Source organism: Streptomyces sp. NPDC093221 (genome assembly GCF_044753885.1).
Classification (GTDB): Bacteria; Actinomycetota; Actinomycetes; order Streptomycetales; family Streptomycetaceae; genus Actinacidiphila.
Genome location: NZ_JBIVOA010000001.1, coordinates 234399 through 250148, shown reverse-complemented (window position 1 = coordinate 250148; position 15750 = coordinate 234399). Strand labels below are relative to the sequence as shown.

13 protein-coding genes, 2 pseudogenes and 2 CRISPR repeat arrays are annotated in these 15750 nt (G+C 71.2%); of the genes and pseudogenes, 3 read left to right on the top strand and 12 right to left on the bottom strand.

The window, feature by feature from the left end:
• Window positions 1–139 precede the first annotated feature (139 nt).
• The 7 genes and pseudogenes from ACIQCJ_RS01120 to ACIQCJ_RS01090 form a co-directional block, all read right to left on the bottom strand.
• Window positions 140–1333 carry a lipid-transfer protein gene (locus tag ACIQCJ_RS01120; protein ID WP_402710324.1) on the bottom strand — a complete coding sequence of 398 codons (1194 nt, stop codon included), beginning with the start codon at window positions 1331–1333 and terminating at the stop codon, window positions 140–142.
• Window positions 1330–1731, bottom strand: coding sequence for a MaoC/PaaZ C-terminal domain-containing protein (locus tag ACIQCJ_RS01115; RefSeq protein WP_402710323.1), 402 nt, complete (start codon window positions 1729–1731; stop codon window positions 1330–1332). Before ACIQCJ_RS01115 ends, ACIQCJ_RS01120 begins: the two co-directional genes overlap by 4 nt.
• A complete protein-coding gene (locus ACIQCJ_RS01110) occupies window positions 1728–2759 on the bottom strand; it encodes a bifunctional MaoC family dehydratase N-terminal/OB-fold nucleic acid binding domain-containing protein (protein WP_402710322.1) in 1032 nt (343 codons plus the stop codon). The genes ACIQCJ_RS01115 and ACIQCJ_RS01110 overlap by 4 nt, the downstream gene beginning before the upstream one ends.
• A gap of 91 nt (window positions 2760–2850) precedes the next feature.
• Complete coding sequence (locus ACIQCJ_RS01105; protein WP_402710321.1) at window positions 2851–4008, bottom strand: PfkB family carbohydrate kinase; 1158 nt, start codon at window positions 4006–4008, stop codon at window positions 2851–2853.
• 148 nt (window positions 4009–4156) lie between these two features.
• Window positions 4157–4462: a hypothetical protein gene (locus ACIQCJ_RS01100; RefSeq protein ID WP_355336560.1), complete on the bottom strand. Its 306-nt coding sequence runs from the start codon at window positions 4460–4462 to the stop codon at window positions 4157–4159.
• 618 nt (window positions 4463–5080) lie between these two features.
• Window positions 5081–6331: a CRISPR direct-repeat array (repeat unit 29 nt; unit sequence GGGAACAGCCCCGCGGGCGCGGGGAGCAG).
• Between the two features lie 364 nt (window positions 6332–6695).
• Window positions 6696–6992 (bottom strand): annotated as a pseudogene (locus tag ACIQCJ_RS01095) (hypothetical protein); the annotation flags it as partial.
• 167 nt (window positions 6993–7159) lie between these two features.
• The gene (locus ACIQCJ_RS01090; RefSeq protein WP_402710320.1) at window positions 7160–7948 is read right to left on the bottom strand and encodes a GntR family transcriptional regulator; all 789 of its coding nucleotides are present in this window, start codon (window positions 7946–7948) and stop codon (window positions 7160–7162) included.
• A gap of 106 nt (window positions 7949–8054) precedes the next feature.
• Here ACIQCJ_RS01090 and ACIQCJ_RS01085 point away from each other — a divergent pair, with 106 nt between their 5' ends.
• The 3 genes and pseudogenes from ACIQCJ_RS01085 to ACIQCJ_RS01075 all read left to right on the top strand — a co-directional run bounded on the left by ACIQCJ_RS01085 (window position 8055) and on the right by ACIQCJ_RS01075 (window position 9162).
• Window positions 8055–8462, top strand: coding sequence for an NUDIX hydrolase (locus ACIQCJ_RS01085; RefSeq protein ID WP_402710836.1), 408 nt, complete (start codon window positions 8055–8057; stop codon window positions 8460–8462).
• Window positions 8463–8504: 42 nt separating this feature from the next.
• Window positions 8505–8917: pseudogene (locus ACIQCJ_RS01080) on the top strand (ATP-binding protein).
• Complete coding sequence (locus ACIQCJ_RS01075) at window positions 8914–9162, top strand: hypothetical protein (protein WP_402710319.1); 249 nt, start codon at window positions 8914–8916, stop codon at window positions 9160–9162. The pseudogene ACIQCJ_RS01080 and the gene ACIQCJ_RS01075 overlap by 4 nt, the downstream one beginning before the upstream one ends.
• A 310-nt stretch (window positions 9163–9472) precedes the next feature.
• Window positions 9473–11575: direct repeats of the CRISPR family, unit length 29 nt; unit sequence GGGAACAGCCCCGCGGGCGCGGGGAGCAC.
• Between the two features lie 142 nt (window positions 11576–11717).
• Here the strand turns inward: ACIQCJ_RS01075 and cas2e are convergent.
• The 5 genes from cas2e to cas7e are packed head-to-tail and all read right to left on the bottom strand — an operon-like array spanning window position 11718 to window position 15679.
• The gene (cas2e, locus tag ACIQCJ_RS01070; RefSeq protein ID WP_402710318.1) at window positions 11718–12086 is read right to left on the bottom strand and encodes a type I-E CRISPR-associated endoribonuclease Cas2e; all 369 of its coding nucleotides are present in this window, start codon (window positions 12084–12086) and stop codon (window positions 11718–11720) included.
• Window positions 12087–12096: 10 nt separating this feature from the next.
• Window positions 12097–13050 carry a type I-E CRISPR-associated endonuclease Cas1e gene (gene cas1e, locus ACIQCJ_RS01065; protein ID WP_355336562.1) on the bottom strand — a complete coding sequence of 318 codons (954 nt, stop codon included), beginning with the start codon at window positions 13048–13050 and terminating at the stop codon, window positions 12097–12099.
• Between the two features lie 3 nt (window positions 13051–13053).
• The gene (cas6e, locus tag ACIQCJ_RS01060; protein WP_402710317.1) at window positions 13054–13755 is read right to left on the bottom strand and encodes a type I-E CRISPR-associated protein Cas6/Cse3/CasE; all 702 of its coding nucleotides are present in this window, start codon (window positions 13753–13755) and stop codon (window positions 13054–13056) included.
• Complete coding sequence (gene cas5e, locus ACIQCJ_RS01055) at window positions 13755–14450, bottom strand: type I-E CRISPR-associated protein Cas5/CasD (protein WP_402710316.1); 696 nt, start codon at window positions 14448–14450, stop codon at window positions 13755–13757. Before cas5e ends, cas6e begins: the two co-directional genes overlap by 1 nt.
• Entirely contained in the window at window positions 14447–15679 is a 1233-nt protein-coding gene (gene cas7e, locus ACIQCJ_RS01050; protein WP_391042170.1) for a type I-E CRISPR-associated protein Cas7/Cse4/CasC, read from the bottom strand. Before cas7e ends, cas5e begins: the two co-directional genes overlap by 4 nt.
• Window positions 15680–15750 lie beyond the last annotated feature (71 nt).

Here is a 15750-nt window from a genome sequence, read left to right as displayed (position 1 = left end):
CCTCCGGGGGTCCGGGACCCCGATCCCACCGGGCCCCCGGACCGTCGGACCTTCGGAACCCCCATGCCCCGTGCCCCGTGCCCTGTGCCCTGTGCCCTGTGCCCGCCTCAGGCTCCGTGCCCCACGCCCCGTGCCTGCCTCAGGCCCCGTCCGCCGACAGGATCAGGCCCGAGGTGGGGACGCCGGTGCCGGCCGTGACGAGGGTGTGGCCGACGGAGGCGACCTGGTTGACGCTGCTGCCGCGCACCTGGCGGACGGCTTCCGCGATGCCGTTCATGCCGTGCAGATACGCTTCCCCGAGCTGGCCGCCGTGGGTGTTGACCGGGAGGCGGCCGTCGATCTCCAGGCCGCCGTCCGCGGCGAAGTCCGCCGCCTCGCCGGGACCGCAGAAGCCGAACTCCTCCAACTGCATGAGCACGAACGGCGTGAAGTGGTCGTAGAGCACCGCCACGTCGACGGCGGCCGGACCGAGGCCGCTCGTGCGCCACAACTGCCGTGCCACCACGCCCATTTCGGGCAGCCGGGCGAGGTCGTCGGCGTCCCGGTAGTAGCTGGTCATCTGCTCCTGCGCGCGGCCCGCGCCCTGCACGGCGGCCGTGACGACGGCGGGTGCGTGCCGCAGGTCGCGGGCGCGTTCCGCGGAGGTGACGACGATCGCCTGGCCGCCGTCGGTCTCCTGGCAGCAGTCGAGCAGCCGCAGCGGCTCGACGATCCAGCGCGAGGCGGCGTGGTCGGCGAGGGTGATCGGGCGGCCGTGGAAGTACGCGGCCGGGTTGTTCGCCGCGTGCCTGCGGTCGGCGACCGCGACATGGCCGAAAACCGACGATTCCAGTCCGTAGACGGACAAATATCGGTTTGCCGACATTGCCACCCACGAGGCGGGGGTGAGCAGACCGGGGGGCAGGTTGACGCCGAGCGCCGCCCCTTCCGCCGACGGCTCGCGCCCGAGGACGCCCGAGCCGAAGCGGCGGCCGGAGCGTTCGTTGAAGGCCCGGTAGCAGACCACCACCTCCGCGATCCCGGTCGCCACCGCCATCGCGGCCTGCTGCACCGTCGCGCACGCCGCGCCGCCGCCGTAGTGCACGCGCGAGAAGAAGGACAGCTCGCCGATTCCGGCCGCCTGCGCCACCGTGATCTCGGGGCTGGTGTCCATGGTGAACGTCACCATGCCGTCGACGTCCCCGGGCGTCAGCCCCGCGTCGTCCAGCGCCGCCCGCACCGCCTCGACGGCCAGCGTCAACTCGCTGCGCCCGGAGTCCTTCGAGAACTCCGTCGCCCCGATCCCGACGACGGCCGCCCGCCCGCCGAGCGCGTCCCGCCGCCGAACACTCATGACGCCTCCGGGAGTTGCGGGATCTGCACGGTGACCGTGCCGGTGACGTGCCGGCCGAGCGCGTTCACGCCCACCACCTCGACGGTCGCCGTCCGGTCCGCGACCGCCGTGACCGTACCCGTCAACTCCATCGTGTCTCCGGGGTAGTTGGGCGCGCCGAGCCGGATGCGTACCGCCGTCGTCACCGCGTCCGGGCCGAAGTGCGCGGCCACGTAACCGCCGACCAGGCCGTTGGTGGTGAGGATGTTCATGAAGATGTCGGGAGAGCCTTTGGCGCGGGCGAGTTCGGGGTCGTGGTGCACGTCCTGGAAGTCGCGCGTGGCCAGCGCCCCGGCGACGACGAGGGTGCGGGTGACGTCGATACGGCGGGGCGGGAGGGTGTCGCCGACGGCGGTCATGCGGGGGCCTCCGCTTCAGGGGTGGTGACCGTACTGGAGGGTTCCGTGTCGGCGGGTCCCGCGTCGAGGGGTCCCGTATCGGCGGGTTCCGTGTCGACGGCGCGGAAGGCCGGCACGGTGAGGTCGTCGTCCGCGTCCAGGAAGTCGAGCAGGACGGGCGCGCCGATCCGGACCTTGTCGTACGGGACGCCGATGACGTTCCCCAACAGCCTTACGCCCTCGGCCAGTTCGACGAGCGCGACCGCGTACGGCGGATCGAAGGCCGGGAACGGCGGGTGGTGCATCACCACGTACGAGAAGACGGTGCCGGTGCCGGAGGCGGGAACGGTGTCCCAGTCGGGGGAGCCGCAGGCGTTGCAGCCGGGGAGCCACGGCAGGCGCAGGGTGCCGCAGGCGGTGCAGCGCTGGATGAGGAGTCGGCGGTCCTCGCGGATGGCCTGCCAGTAAGCGGCGTTGTCGCGGTTGACGACCGGGCGGGGGCGGGTCGCGGACTTCGTACGGGCGGGGGCGGGATCCGGGTCCCGCGCCGAAGTTGCCTGCACGGGTGCGTACTTGAGGATGCGGAAGCGGTGGGTGCCCGCGAGGACGCCGTCGGCGCGGACCTCGGTGCGGGTGGTGACGAAGTAACCGGCCCCGAGCTTGGTGGACTTGCGCGGCGAGACGGATTCGACGACCGCGTCGAAGGTGACCCGCTGACCCGGCCGCAGCGGCGCCACGTACTCCTGCTCGCAGTCGGTCGCCACGACGGCCGCGTAACCGGCCTCGTCCAGCCGTCCGAGCAGGTCGTCGTAGCCGGGGGTGCGTCCTTCGTGGCCGGACAGGCCGCCCATCGTCCACACCTGGAGCATGGTGGCGGGCGCGGTGCCGTCGGAGGGTACGGGGTGGCCGAGGGCTTCGCACCAGTGGCGGATCATCGGGGCGTTGACGGGGTCCTTGCCGATGCCGCCCGTGGCGGCCGGGGTGCCTTCGTAGCGGCGCAACTCGGCGTGGAGCGGGTCGCTTTCTGCCGTTCCGTCCGATCCGTCCATGGCGGCGCCGCCCTCCCTCGACAATCTGACTGTCCGTCAGATTCGGACGGCAGGGCGGCTGTTGTCAATGGGCGTGCGGGGGGTGGCGGGTTCAGGCCGGGGGCTCTTCCGTGCCGGGCTCGGGATCGGGGGCGGGCCCGGAGGCGGGGGCGGGCCCGGAGGCGGGCCCGGGGACAGCGGCGGGGGCGGACTCTTGTGCGGGCTTTCCGCCCGGCCCGCGACCCCCCTCACTCTCGGCCAGAAGTTTTCCACAGGCTGTGGACGAAAGTTGGGCACCGGATTCGCCGACCGCCGCCGCCCCGACGCGTACCGCCCAGCCCGCCGCCTCGACCAGCCCGTCCCCCTCCGCCAGCCGCCAGGCCAGCGCCCCGGTGAAGGCGTCACCCGCACCGGTCGTGTCGACCACCTCGACCGGGACGGCGGGCAGTCGCGTCGTACGTCCCCAGGGCGGCTCCGCGTCCGCGCGTACGTTTTCGCGTACGCCCGCACGCACGTCCCCGCTCACGTCTTCGCGTACGTCCTCGCTCACGTCCTGGCGCTCGACGACGGTCACGCCCGCGCCGCCCATGGTCACGACGGCGGACCGGACACCGAGCCGGAGCAGGTCACGCGGGTCGGCCTCCGCGGCGGAAGCAGCGCCGAGCAGGACGCGCATCTCGTGCTCGTTGACCACCAACGGGTCTGCGCAGGACAGGAGTTGACCCGACTCGGCATCGTCCCTGACGGCTTCGGGCGGCGAGGGGTTGAGCACCAGGCGGGCGCCGTGCCGCTCGGCCGCGCGGGCGGCGGCCCGTACCGCGTCCATCGGGACCTCGCACTGCGCGGACACCACGCGCACGGCCGGCCCGACCGCGGCGGTCACTTCGGCCGCCGTGAGCGCGGTGTTGGCGCCCGGTACCACCACGATCGCGTTCTCGCCGTCGGCCGCGACCGTGATGAGCGCGATGCCGGTGGGCACCGTCTCCTCGGTGCCGAGCGCGGTCGTGTCCACGGCGGCGGACCGCAGTTCGGCGGTGAGCCGTTCCCCGTACGCGTCCGCCCCGACCCGCCCGCAGAAACCCACCCGCGCGCCCAACCGGCCCGCGGCGACGGCCTGGTTGGCCCCCTTGCCGCCCGCGTGCACGGCCACGCCCGACGTACCGAGCACCGTCTCGCCGGGCGCGGGATGGCGGTCGACCCTGACCACCAGGTCCGCGTTGGCCGACCCCACCACCAGCAGCGTCACGCCGTCCGCCGTACTCCTGCCCACCGTTCACCGTCCTTGCCGTTCCCCGCTTCGATCATCCTGCCGTGGAACGCGTGCGCGCGGCGGCACATGGCGTGCCGCCGCGCGTACGCGTCACCGGTCAGGAGTGGCGGGGCGCCCCCTCACGCCGCCGCCGAACCCGCGGCGCGGGTCACCAGAGCTGCGCGAAGTGGATGCTGACGTTGTCCTGGTGGATGGCGGTGAAGCCGGAACCGGCCACGCTCGCCGTGTTGTTCTGGTTCGACGCCCCGGCCCCGGTGGCCGCCTGCTGCGTCGTCGTCACATTGCCGAAGTTGCCACCCCCCACGTTGCCGCCGGAGTTGCTCACCACCGTCGCGTTCGAGTGGCCACCCGCGAACGCGCCGTCGTCTGCCGAGGCCGTGCCGGCGAACAGCACGGCCGCCAGCGGCAGTGCGGCAACGGCGGCCAGGGCACGGACGGTACGGATGCTTGCCATGGTGTTCCCTCCAAGGGGACATGTTGCGGGACTAGTTGAACTGTCCGGACTTGTGGAAGCCCGGTCCGATCCGGAGCACCGCGGTTGGCCGACCGCGGTGCCGTCTTGCTTCTTCGAGCGGCGTCGCCGAGACCAGAGTTGCCCACCCCACCCCTCCCGAACCCGCCCCTCCCCCTCTTTTCCCCCGCAAGCGTGACGATCTGTCGACAAACCCCCCATCCCCCACCTTTCCCCCACCCGCACCCCCCACCCCCTCCACCCCCCAGTCCCCCCAAGCGCCAAAACGTTCCTGCCCCTTTTCAGCCATTTTCCGGTCACCACCGGAAACCGACGGCACGGGGAGCGCGACGGGACACACAAAAGGTGGGGCCGGCTCCCGATCGCATCGAGACCCGACCCCACCTGCATGTTCACTACCTACCGCGGAGGCTGTGGGATTTGAACCCACGGTGACATCGCTGCCACGACGGCCTTCAAAACCGCTCGGCCATACAGACTCGCCCCGCTTCCTTCCTACGAAGAGCCTGGCCCTTCCTCTCAAGAAGACGACGCCCCGACCACAGGTCGCCCACACGCATGACCGCGACACGGGCGCAGAACCAACGCCCTCCCACCCCGAGCAACAACCCCGCGGGCGCGGGGAGCAGGTGCTGATCGGCATCAACTGGTACCGGTCGATGGGAACAGCCCCGCGGGCGCGGGGAGCAGCGCACGAGGTAGGAGGGGAGCAGGCCGCCTCGGGGAACAGCCCCGCGGGTGCGGGAAGCAGCGAGCAGGTCCGGCGGGACCAGTTGATGGGCCTGGGAACAGCCCCGCGGGCGCGGGGAGCACGCCGAGGCCGAGACGGTCAGGGCGGCGGGCCGGGGAACAGCCCCGCGGGCGCGGGGAGCAGAACGGACGGAAGCGGTACGAGTCCAAGGGCGGGGGAACAGCCCCGCGGGCGCGGGGAGCAGGGGCGTGCCGCAGGTGTGAGGCGACCGTCATCGGGAACAGCCCCGCGGGCGCGGGGAGCAGACGAGCACCGGTTTGGTGCCGAACGTCCCGGCGGGAACAGCCCCGCGGGCGCGGGGAGCAGCGAGCGTTTGACTACCACGTCGCCTCGGGGCGGGGAACAGCCCCGCGGGCGCGGGGAGCAGTGGGACGCCGTCAGCGCGTTCGACGCAACCGTGGGAACAGCCCCGCGGGCGCGGGGAGCAGCCCAGTTCCGGGAACTGGAGCATCACGTAGGGGGGAACAGCCCCGCGGGCGCGGGGAGCAGAGCAGCATGTGGTGCTTCGGCAGCATGCGCATGGGAACAGCCCCGCGGGCGCGGGGAGCAGCGCCGCCCGGCCACAGTCCTGGACCGGCCACCGGGAACAGCCCCGCGGGCGCGGGGAGCAGACGAGGTCCCGAACTCGTGGGCCGAATCGTGGGGGAACAGCCCCGCGGGCGCGGGGAGCAGGCGCGCGTCGCCGACGAATCCGAGGACGGCGCGGGAACAGCCCCGCGGGCGCGGGGAGCAGGTCATCAACAAGAACCCGATCGCGGGGGTGGCGGGAACAGCCCCGCGGGCGCGGGGAGCAGAAGGGCGGGCAGCAGCAGATGGCGGCGCGGCCGGGAACAGCCCCGCGGGCGCGGGGAGCAGTTGGGACATCAGAACGCCACCCCCGCGATCGGGGGAACAGCCCCGCGGGCGCGGGGAGCAGTGGTCGACGGTCTTCACTCGCAGGTCAGTACCGGGAACAGCCCCGCGGGCGCGGGGAGCAGGTAGCGGGCCCGGTTCTCGATCGAGGCGCGCAGGGAACAGCCCCGCGGGCGCGGGGAGCAGTGTTGGTCGAGCGCCGGGAGGCTGAACGTGGAGGGGAACAGCCCCGCGGGCGCGGGGAGCAGAGTAAATGACCTGAGGCTTTACTGGGTCCGGCGGCCGATTTTACTCACTTGATGAGATTCGGACATACCTTCCTTATCGCAATAGTCTGCCGATGTGCAGGCTGGAGGTACGGCTCCACAACATCCTGAGCATCCATCGCCGCCCCTGGGGCCACGAACGGCCAAGGGGATGCAAGGACGGAAGGCCGCGCACCACGCTCAGGTGCCGACGTTGTTGTCACGGCGGGCTGGCGGAAGCAGGGGGTGGACCAGTACGCGGCCGGTTGCTCAACCCGCAGGTAGGCGGTGCCCCCGCCAACAGCCGTGACGGCACCACCCACCTCCACCAGCGTTATCAGGTCCGACATCGGACTCAGACCCCCACCTGGGGGTTGAACGTGCTCTCCCACGGCCGGGCCACCAGTCCCGGCAGCGCGACCGGCGCACCGAGGGCCAGCCCCTCGCCCACACCGCTCTGCGGGACGGTCACCTTGAGCAGCGAGGACTCACCGTCCTCGATGTAGACCACGCCGACCGTCATCAGCGGCTTACCGCTGTTCGCGTCGGTGGCGATCTCCCCGGTCTGCCGGTCCTTGATCCTCGCCTCCGGAGCTTCGGTCAGCAGGATCGTTGCCGCCGATGTCTCCACACGGATGGAACGCGACGCTTTCCCTTCACTCATGACAGCTAGTCGTCTAGACAAGCGTCGCCTAGTGCACCCGACGAACCGGGCACGAGAACCACTGTGCCGCACAACCCTGGCTACTCGTCTATATGAGTTTGCCGAAAAGGCGTACGAGTCACGGGAGTTGGGCCGCCCCCGCCCGTGTCGCGCACCGTCCGCCCAGGTCACGTGGCCGGAAGCTGGTACGCCAGCACGTACGCATCCGCCGCCATCACCGTGTCGCAGACCTCCACGGCACGCCCTTCGGTGTCGAACGCCGTGCGGACCAGATGGATCACCGGCACGCCGGACGCGAGCTGGAGCGTCTTGACCTCAGTCGGCGCGGGCATGCGGGCGCGGATCTCCTCCTCGAAGTGGTCGAGGCGGTGGCCCAGTTCTTCGAGTCGGGCGTAGATGCCACCGGGACCGGGGTTCGGCTCGGCGATGGGAGTCCCACGGGCCAGGTCCAACGGAAGGTAGGAGGTCGCGAACTCGACCGGGCGGCCGTCGAGGAGATAGCGGCGGCGCCGGGCCAGTACGCGACGGGGGCCGCCGAGCCGGGTGGCGATGTCCTGGCTCGGCCGTTCTTCCTTGATCTCCAGGCTGTCGACGGTGGGGTGGCTGCCCGCCGCGTCGGTCTCCACGATGAACGCCGACTTGCCCTGCTCGCGGTGCCGGCGGGCGAAGCGGTCAGAGGCGAGGCGCCGCACGGGCGGGCGGGGCCGTACGAAGACGCCCTTGCCGTGCTCGGAGACCACCAGGCCCTCGCCCTGGAGGACGGACAGCGAGTTCCGTACGGTCATCCGCGAGACGCCGTAGTGCTCGACCAACTCCGTCTCGGAGGGCAGCTTGTCGCCCTCGCCGAACGTGCCCCTGTCGATCGCTTCTCGCAACTGGTCGGCGATCTGGCGGAACACCGCGCGGTCGCTCGTCGGGTCCAGCGCCCCCAGGACGCCGGAGGGAAGAACGGGCATGCGTACTCCTTTGGATATCTAGACGAGTGGCCGACCTTTGTTGCTACGGTGGGCAGCCTAGCCACCCGAGAGGATGAGGCACGTGGCGATCGAGCGCCCGCACTCGGTGAGCGTCGCCGGGGTCATCGTCGATGACGCCGGTCGCGCCTTGCTGATCAGGCGGCGCGACAACGGTCACTGGGAACCGCCCGGCGGAGTCCTTGAGGCGGGGGAGACCATCCCCGACGCGCTCCAGCGCGAAGTCCTGGAGGAGACCGGCGTCAAGATCGCTGTGCCCGCCACCCTGACGGGTGTCTACAAGAACATGACCGGACTCATCGTCTCGCTCGTCTTCCGCTGCGAGGCGATCGACGGCGAGCCCTCCACCGGAAGTGAGACCAGCGCTCTGCGCTGGGTCACCCGACCTGAAGTCTCCGAACTCGCGGACGAGGCGTACGCGATCCGCGTACTCGACGCCCTGGACGCGAAGTCCCCGCCGGCCGTGCGCGCGCACGACGGCGTCAAACTCGTCTAACTCAAACCGTTCGCACATGGCCGCCCACCAGCAGTAACTTGTATGCACGAGTATATGAGTAGGCCGCGAGTCTGGGGACTGACGTGCCCAGGTTCACCCGAAGAAGTTGGCCGCGTACGCCGCTGGACCCGCGATGTGCTGCGCGATTCTCCTTACGCGGACGACGCGGCGCTCATCGTCACGGAGCTGAGTGCGAACGCCGTGCTCCACACCGCCAGCGGGGGCACGGGAGCGTTCCACGTCAGCCTCGCCGTCTCCCCTGCGGTGGTTTCCATCTCGGTGACCGACTCCGGAGGGACGAAAAGCGCACCGACCGTCGAACCCCCCGACGCCGAGGACACGCCCGGCCGCGGCCTGGCCATGGTCACCGCCCTCGCCCACCACGTCGAGACTCGCGGCGACCGCACGGCCACACCGTGACCGCCCACCTCACCCACGCCAAGGACGCCTCATGACCCCCGGCCGACCGTCGACAGCGGCACCCGCTACCCACAGCCTGTGGACGATCGCCCGCATCCAGAACACCTTGAGCAACGAAGTCCTGATCCGCCGCTTCCTCCTGGACCTCACCCACGCCCCCGAGCACGAAGTGATGAACGTCTTCACGGCCTGGCAGAAGGTCGCCGCGGCGATCGAGCAGCACTCGCCCGAAGCGCCGGCCTTACCCGCATCCGGCCGACCGGCCGGGGAAGGACGGTGACCCATGAGCGGAGCAACGCCGGAACGCACGAGCGCGGGGTCCGGCGCAACGAGCCGGGGCAATGGACAGCCGACGTGGACCATCACCACGACCATCGGCTACACCGCGACCGGCTACCTGCCCGCGTCGGCGAGAGACGACCCGAGCGCGAGCGACGTACCGCCCCAGCGGTTCGCCACCGAGCTGGCCGACATCACCCACCACCAGGCGTTCTCTGGCCAACTCATGACGGTTTCCCCCACCGACGCCCCCGGCACAGAGACCGGCGCGGGGAGCACGGACCAGTCACCGGCCCCCGCGCGGTCGCGTCGGGAACAGCCCCGCGGGCGCGGGGAGCACCGGTCGCAAGAGCTCGGGAGCCTGGCGGCACAGGGAACAGCCCCGCGGGCGCGGGGAGCACCCTGCCGATCGGATGAATCCGCAGGTGGGCGCGGGAACAGCCCCGCGGGCGCGAGGAGCACGCGACCGTGTTGTCGTAGGTGTGCGACTCGATGGGAACAGCCCCGCGGGCGCGGGGAGCACCCTCAAAGGCGCCCGTCTCGTCCAGCATCGTTGGGAACAGCCCCGCGGGCGCGGGGAGCACGCCGAGGGCGCCATCGACCGTGTGCGCGCCCTGGGAACAGCCCCGCGGGCGCGGGGAGCACGCCGAGGGCGCCATCGACCGTGTGCGCGCCCTGGGAACAGCCCCGCGGGCGCGGGGAGCACAGGCTGACGTCCCAGCCGACGCGGCCGACAGTGGGAACAGCCCCGCGGGCGCGGGGAGCACTCGGTGTTTTCCCCGGTCAACTGCAAGGTCGTGGGAACAGCCCCGCGGGCGCGGGGAGCACCAGTTGCAGACGGACGTGGCAACGGCCAAACGGGGAACAGCCCCGCGGGCGCGGGGAGCACCCTCAAAGGCGCCCGTCTCGTCCAGCATCGTTGGGAACAGCCCCGCGGGCGCGGGGAGCACGCCGAGGGCGCCATCGACCGTGTGCGCGCCCTGGGAACAGCCCCGCGGGCGCGGGGAGCACGCTGACCAGAGGTGACGAGGGCGAGATTGGGAGGGAACAGCCCCGCGGGCGCGGGGAGCACAGGCTGACGTCCCAGCCGACGCGGCCGACAGTGGGAACAGCCCCGCGGGCGCGGGGAGCACTCGGTGTTTTCCCCGGTCAACTGCAAGGTCGTGGGAACAGCCCCGCGGGCGCGGGGAGCACCAGTTGCAGACGGACGTGGCAACGGCCAAACGGGGAACAGCCCCGCGGGCGCGGGGAGCACCCTCAAAGGCGCCCGTCTCGTCCAGCATCGTTGGGAACAGCCCCGCGGGCGCGGGGAGCACGCCGAGGGCGCCATCGACCGTGTGCGCGCCCTGGGAACAGCCCCGCGGGCGCGGGGAGCACGCTGACCAGAGGTGACGAGGGCGAGATTGGGAGGGAACAGCCCCGCGGGCGCGGGGAGCACAGCTTCGCGGCGTCGCCGGGCCGCTGCATCATGGGAACAGCCCCGCGGGCGCGGGGAGCACAGTTGCGCGTAGTTCTGCCGCAGTTCCTTGACGGGAACAGCCCCGCGGGCGCGGGGAGCACCGGTTGACCCGGACCAGGCTGCCGACCTCGGTGGGAACAGCCCCGCGGGCGCGGGGAGCACGGCGCGGACGGCGCCGACAGGCCCCCCCGGAGGGAACAGCCCCGCGGGCGCGGGGAGCACTGGTGATGAAGCCGCGCGACCCGACCGCTGTCGGGAACAGCCCCGCGGGCGCGGGGAGCACCTCCATCTCGATCTCGCCCCGATGCTCCCGCCGGGAACAGCCCCGCGGGCGCGGGGAGCACTAGACCGAGGAGCCGCGGGCGTCGTACACGTTGGGAACAGCCCCGCGGGCGCGGGGAGCACTAGGACACGATCACGTTCCGCCAGTGCGGCCGGGGAACAGCCCCGCGGGCGCGGGGAGCACCTGGTCCTCGACCACTCCGGCAGCATGGTTCCGGGAACAGCCCCGCGGGCGCGGGGAGCACCCCGGTAGGCCGCCCCCTGTCTCCCTCGATCAGGGAACAGCCCCGCGGGCGCGGGGAGCACTAAGGCGGGGTTGATCTCGAAGTTGTCGACGAGGGGAACAGCCCCGCGGGCGCGGGGAGCACCTGCTGCCAGAGGACGACATCAACTACCCGGTGGGAACAGCCCCGCGGGCGCGGGGAGCACGCGTACGGGCTAGCGCTCTCTCGCGGCGGCCAGGGAACAGCCCCGCGGGCGCGGGGAGCACTCCCATCCCGACATCGGGCCGACGATCGGACGGGGAACAGCCCCGCGGGCGCGGGGAGCACATTCTCAAGCCCGACCTCGCCAAAGCCGTCTGGGGAACAGCCCCGCGGGCGCGGGGAGCACCAGGCCCACCAGGCCGCCTCGGTGCGCCTGCGGGGAACAGCCCCGCGGGCGCGGGGAGCACAGTGTTTGGCCTGGTGTTTTGGAACGGCCAGCACCGGATTTTACTTAAGTTGAGAGATTCGGACATATCGCCTCGATGTCCCCGTCGCTCGCGCGCCGCGCACGGCGCGGCGCGGGTTCCGCGCCACCGCATCGCGCACCCCTCAGCTTCCGCCGCCGAAGCGGCGGCGCTTCGCGGCCTTGCTCCAACCGGTGGTGGGTGGGGAGGTGGAGGAGCGGGAGGAGTCCGAGCGGCGGCCGGGGTGGGGGCGGTGGATGAGAGTGAGGCCCTCGTGGTCGATCGGGTGCCAGGCGTGGTCGTGGGTCTTGAAGGTGTAGCCCTGCTCGGTGTCGGTTTGGTAGGCGAGGAGGGCACGGCCCTGGTTGGCGTATTGGCGGACCTCGGCCCAGAGGACGTCGCGAAGACGGGCGGACGGGGTGCCGAGGAAGACGCCCGGGGAGATCTCCAGGAGCCAGCGGGTCAGGAAGCCACGGAGACCGGCCGGGCAGTTGGTGAGGATGATGACGGTCACGGGGATGCCCTCACCAAACGATCTCGGAGTCGTAGTTGCGGCCGCTCTCGACTTCGACGCCGTGGTCGGACTGGAGACTTACGCGGTCGCCTGCCGCGGTGTCCGAATCCTCCCGCACGGCGTCGTAGCCCAGCAGGTCCTTGATGTCCTGTACGCAACGCTCCAGCAGCCGCGTTCTGTTGACCCGGTCCCGGACGGCCCGCCGCGTTCGGGACGCCACGTCTTCCGGTCCTTCCGCCGCCGCGTCGAAGGCCGCGGGAATGCCCACCGAGGTCTTGTAGAGGTCGGCGATATCGAGGACGAAGGAGCGTTCGTGACCCGAGTGCACGAACCCGAGGCCCGGCGAGCAGCCGAGGGCGGCGACGACGGCGTGCGCGATGCCGTACATGCACTGAGCGGCAGCGGTGACACCCTGGTTGGGCGGGTCACCAGCCGCGAAGTCGTCCCGGTTGTACTCACGGCGGCGCCACGGAACGCCGGTGCGTTCGGATTCGGCGCGGTAGCACTGGCGCAGGCGGCGCCCCTCCATGCCGAGGAGTTCCTGGCGCGTCTTGCCCGCCGGGTCTTCGTCGGGGAACCGCAGACGGTACATCGCGCGGGCGACGTCCAGCCGTCGCCGCGGATTCGCCCACGCGAGAGCCTGGGCCTCGACCAGTCCGGAGGAGCGGGTCAGAGCGCGCCCGCCCGCGTAGAAGCGGACGCCGTGCTCCCCGACCCAGACGACGCCCGCCCCGCAGTCGCCGAGGACGCTCATCGCCTGGTGGGTGATACGCGTGCCGGGACCGAGCAGCAGCGTGCCGATCGTGGCGGACGGTATGTGTGTCACGCCGTCGGCGCTCTCGGCCGTGATGGCGTTGTCGTCACGGTGGACGACGCACCGTTCCAGGTAGATGAAGGACAACCGGTCCCCGATACGGGTGAGTTCGCGCGGCGTGGCGGCACCGCGCCTGCCGACCGTGCTCATCGGTCAGCCCACCGGAGCAAGAGTCATCAACCCGCACCCGTACGCCTTCGCCTTGCCCAGACCCTGGGTGAGGGTGCGGCGCAGCGCGTCCGGGTCGGTCACCGTGAGCCGGCCGTCGTACGTGATCGAGGTGAGGGAGACGGTGCGGCGCTCGGCTGCTTTTGCGAACCGCAGGTCCCGCTTGTCCCGGAGGACGAGCTGGAGTTCGTCGCCGTACTCCAACAGCCTTGTCTCGGGCGGCTTTTCGACGACGGCGAAGCCCGATGTGGCCTGCCGCTCCAGCAGCCACGCCTTCTGATGGCGGGCGGTGAGGTGCGCGGTGCGCTTGCGTTGCTCGTCGTCCGTGCGACGGATGGAGTGCACGGGGTTGGCGGTGAGCCGGAAGGTCCACGTACTCCCGACGGACAGCCGGGCGAGGAAGGCCCCGTAGTCGTACGTCTGCCAGCCCGGTGTGTCCGAGGCGGCGGGCCAGCCGGCCTGTTCCACCAGATGTGTCAGGTCAGGACGGGTGGGGCTGACGACGAACAGCACCACTTCGGCGGCCGAGTTGCGGTCGACGCGCCAGAGCACACGCGGCCCTGAGCCGTCTCGCACGGGCAGTTCGGGGAACGCCATCGCGACGGCGGCGTGCATCCGGTGCGGCGAACCGAGCAATGCGCGGCCGTCACGGCGGGCGGTGTTGAGGCGAAACCGGGTCATAAACATCACACGGCTCCCAGGGCCGACGTCGGATCGTGAACAGAGGCGCGCTCGACAGACGGGTTCGGAACACGGTCCGCCACCACACCGCGCAGCCCGTAACGCCGGTGCCGCGGGTCGAAGCTGACCGGCGCGTCACGGAAGCTCTGGTCGGGGGACGTGCCGGGCGGGCAGTCGAGCAGCAGCGCAAGCTCGCGCGGCGTGCCGTGACGATGCCGGTACCAGCCCGATGCCTGCCAGGGCACCTCTCCCAGCGCCGTCACAATGTCCGCGTCGTCGCACACACCCAGGTCGAGCGGCTGGGACGGTGGGCACGAGCGGCGTCCCAGATACGGCAGCCACACCGGTGCCCGTACGGCCGCGTTCAAGCGCCCGATCAGCGCGGGTTCCCCCTCGACCGCCGCCACGAATACGGCGTCGGCCAGGTAGAAGCGCTCCGACAACGGCATCGCCTTGTCCGTGTCGAAGTGGTGCGCGGTCTGGAAGTCCCTGATACGCGTGCCGGGTTGATCGACGCGGACGCCGTAGCGCAGCTCCGTCAGATCGCTGAGGTCGGCATCGCGTTCCCTGCCCTCGGCAGCGGCCAGCAAGCCGAGTACGCCGCTCTTGGTGGGGGCGTTCTCGGTGGTGCGGCGGGCGAATCGCGCGGCTGAGCCCCATGCCTGCAATGGACCGGCCAGGCGCAGCAGGAGCACGCTCACGCGCCGGACTCCCGCCCTGCGGAATCCGCCGTGCCATGGATCAACCGCTCAGCCACCGACTCGCCGATCGACGAAACCAGTTCGGGAATGCTGATGCTCTCGCCAAGGGCGGCGAGCGGCCCGGTTCCCTCGCCCACCCGCACAAGCCAGGTTCCTTCGTCGCCCGCGATGCCGTACGCCGCTTCCAACTCCGGTACGTGAGCGGCCAGTCGGCGGCACGCCTCCTCGACGAAGCCGTCCTCGCGGCGCTTCGGGGCGACGGCTCGCTCGAAGGCCGCCACAAAGCTGACGGGCCGCTTCGAACGGAGTTTGACGAGGACGACGCTCGGCAGCGTGTGATTGCCGAAGGTGTTGACCTTGCCGCTGGGCAGAGACGTGATGAAGCCCTCCAGAAACGCCTCGACGGCGCGACGGGTCGGAGCCGCCGCGTGCTCCTCCTCGCGCAGTCCCGCGCCGAGGTTGGCATGCAGGCGGTCGACATCCAGAGCCGCATACCGGTAGAGCGTCGCGGAGTTGAAGTCGATGACGCCGATCATGCCCGCGCCGGGTTCCGCGCCGGTGTTCCGGTCGTCCACGGCCGTGTAGTAGTCCGATTCGTTGTCGACGGCATGCACGCTCAGGGCGTGGGCGACCTGGGTGGCCGCCTCGACGTTGAGTCCGGCATCGTCGGCGACCATTCGGCCGAAGAGTGCGATGTCGACCGAGTGGCGGGTGTCCACCAGGTGCTTGGCGAGAGCCTTGTTGTCCTTGTTCTTGAAGAAGCCCTTGAGGACGGCGACATCGCCCTTGCCTTCGCTGCCCTTGAGGGCGAGTTCCGCGAGCGCGTCGAGCTGGCGGGCGCTGAGAAACATCAAGTACGACGCTTCCGGCGCTGGTTCGGGCTCGCCCTCCTTGGCCTTGCGCTTGGGCGGATCGATCTTCGAACCGGTGGCGGTACGCAGCGTCTCGGCGGCCAGCGCGAGCGCGGCCGTACGGTCGAGGGCCGGCTCGTGCGCGAGGATCCGCTCCGCGACCGCTTCAGCGACCTTCTTGGTTCGCACGCCCAATTCTGCAGGGTCAACGAGGTCGTCGAACGCCTTTCGTGTGGCCCGCTTCCATGCCTGGCTGGAGACCCGGGCCCGACGGACACCTCCGTAGACCGCGGTCTTGGGCGATCCGGTGTCGTCGCGGTTGATGTTGCTCGGCGGAACGGTCTGAAGAATGTGCACGTCGATGATGGTTCGGGTCACGGTCCTGAGTCCTGTCGCATGGAAGTGCGGATGAGTGTCTGAGGGAACGTCAGAAGCCAGCAGCGCGTTTG

Bases quoted from the DNA above. Each gene is read 5' to 3' on its own strand.
- ACIQCJ_RS01120 (WP_402710324.1), bottom strand. From the start codon at position 1,333: ATGAGTGTTCGGCGGCGGGACGCGCTCGGCGGGCGGGCGGCCGTCGTC.
- ACIQCJ_RS01115 (WP_402710323.1), bottom strand. From the start codon at position 1,731: ATGACCGCCGTCGGCGACACCCTCCCGCCCCGCCGTATCGACGTCACC.
- ACIQCJ_RS01110 (WP_402710322.1), bottom strand. From the start codon at position 2,759: ATGGACGGATCGGACGGAACGGCAGAAAGCGACCCGCTCCACGCCGAG.
- ACIQCJ_RS01100 (WP_355336560.1), bottom strand. From the start codon at position 4,462: ATGGCAAGCATCCGTACCGTCCGTGCCCTGGCCGCCGTTGCCGCACTG.
- ACIQCJ_RS01090 (WP_402710320.1), bottom strand. From the start codon at position 7,948: ATGCCCGTTCTTCCCTCCGGCGTCCTGGGGGCGCTGGACCCGACGAGC.
- ACIQCJ_RS01075 (WP_402710319.1), top strand. From the start codon at position 8,914: ATGACCCCCGGCCGACCGTCGACAGCGGCACCCGCTACCCACAGCCTG.
- cas1e (WP_355336562.1), bottom strand. From the start codon at position 13,050: ATGAGCACGGTCGGCAGGCGCGGTGCCGCCACGCCGCGCGAACTCACC.
- cas6e (WP_402710317.1), bottom strand. From the start codon at position 13,755: ATGTTTATGACCCGGTTTCGCCTCAACACCGCCCGCCGTGACGGCCGC.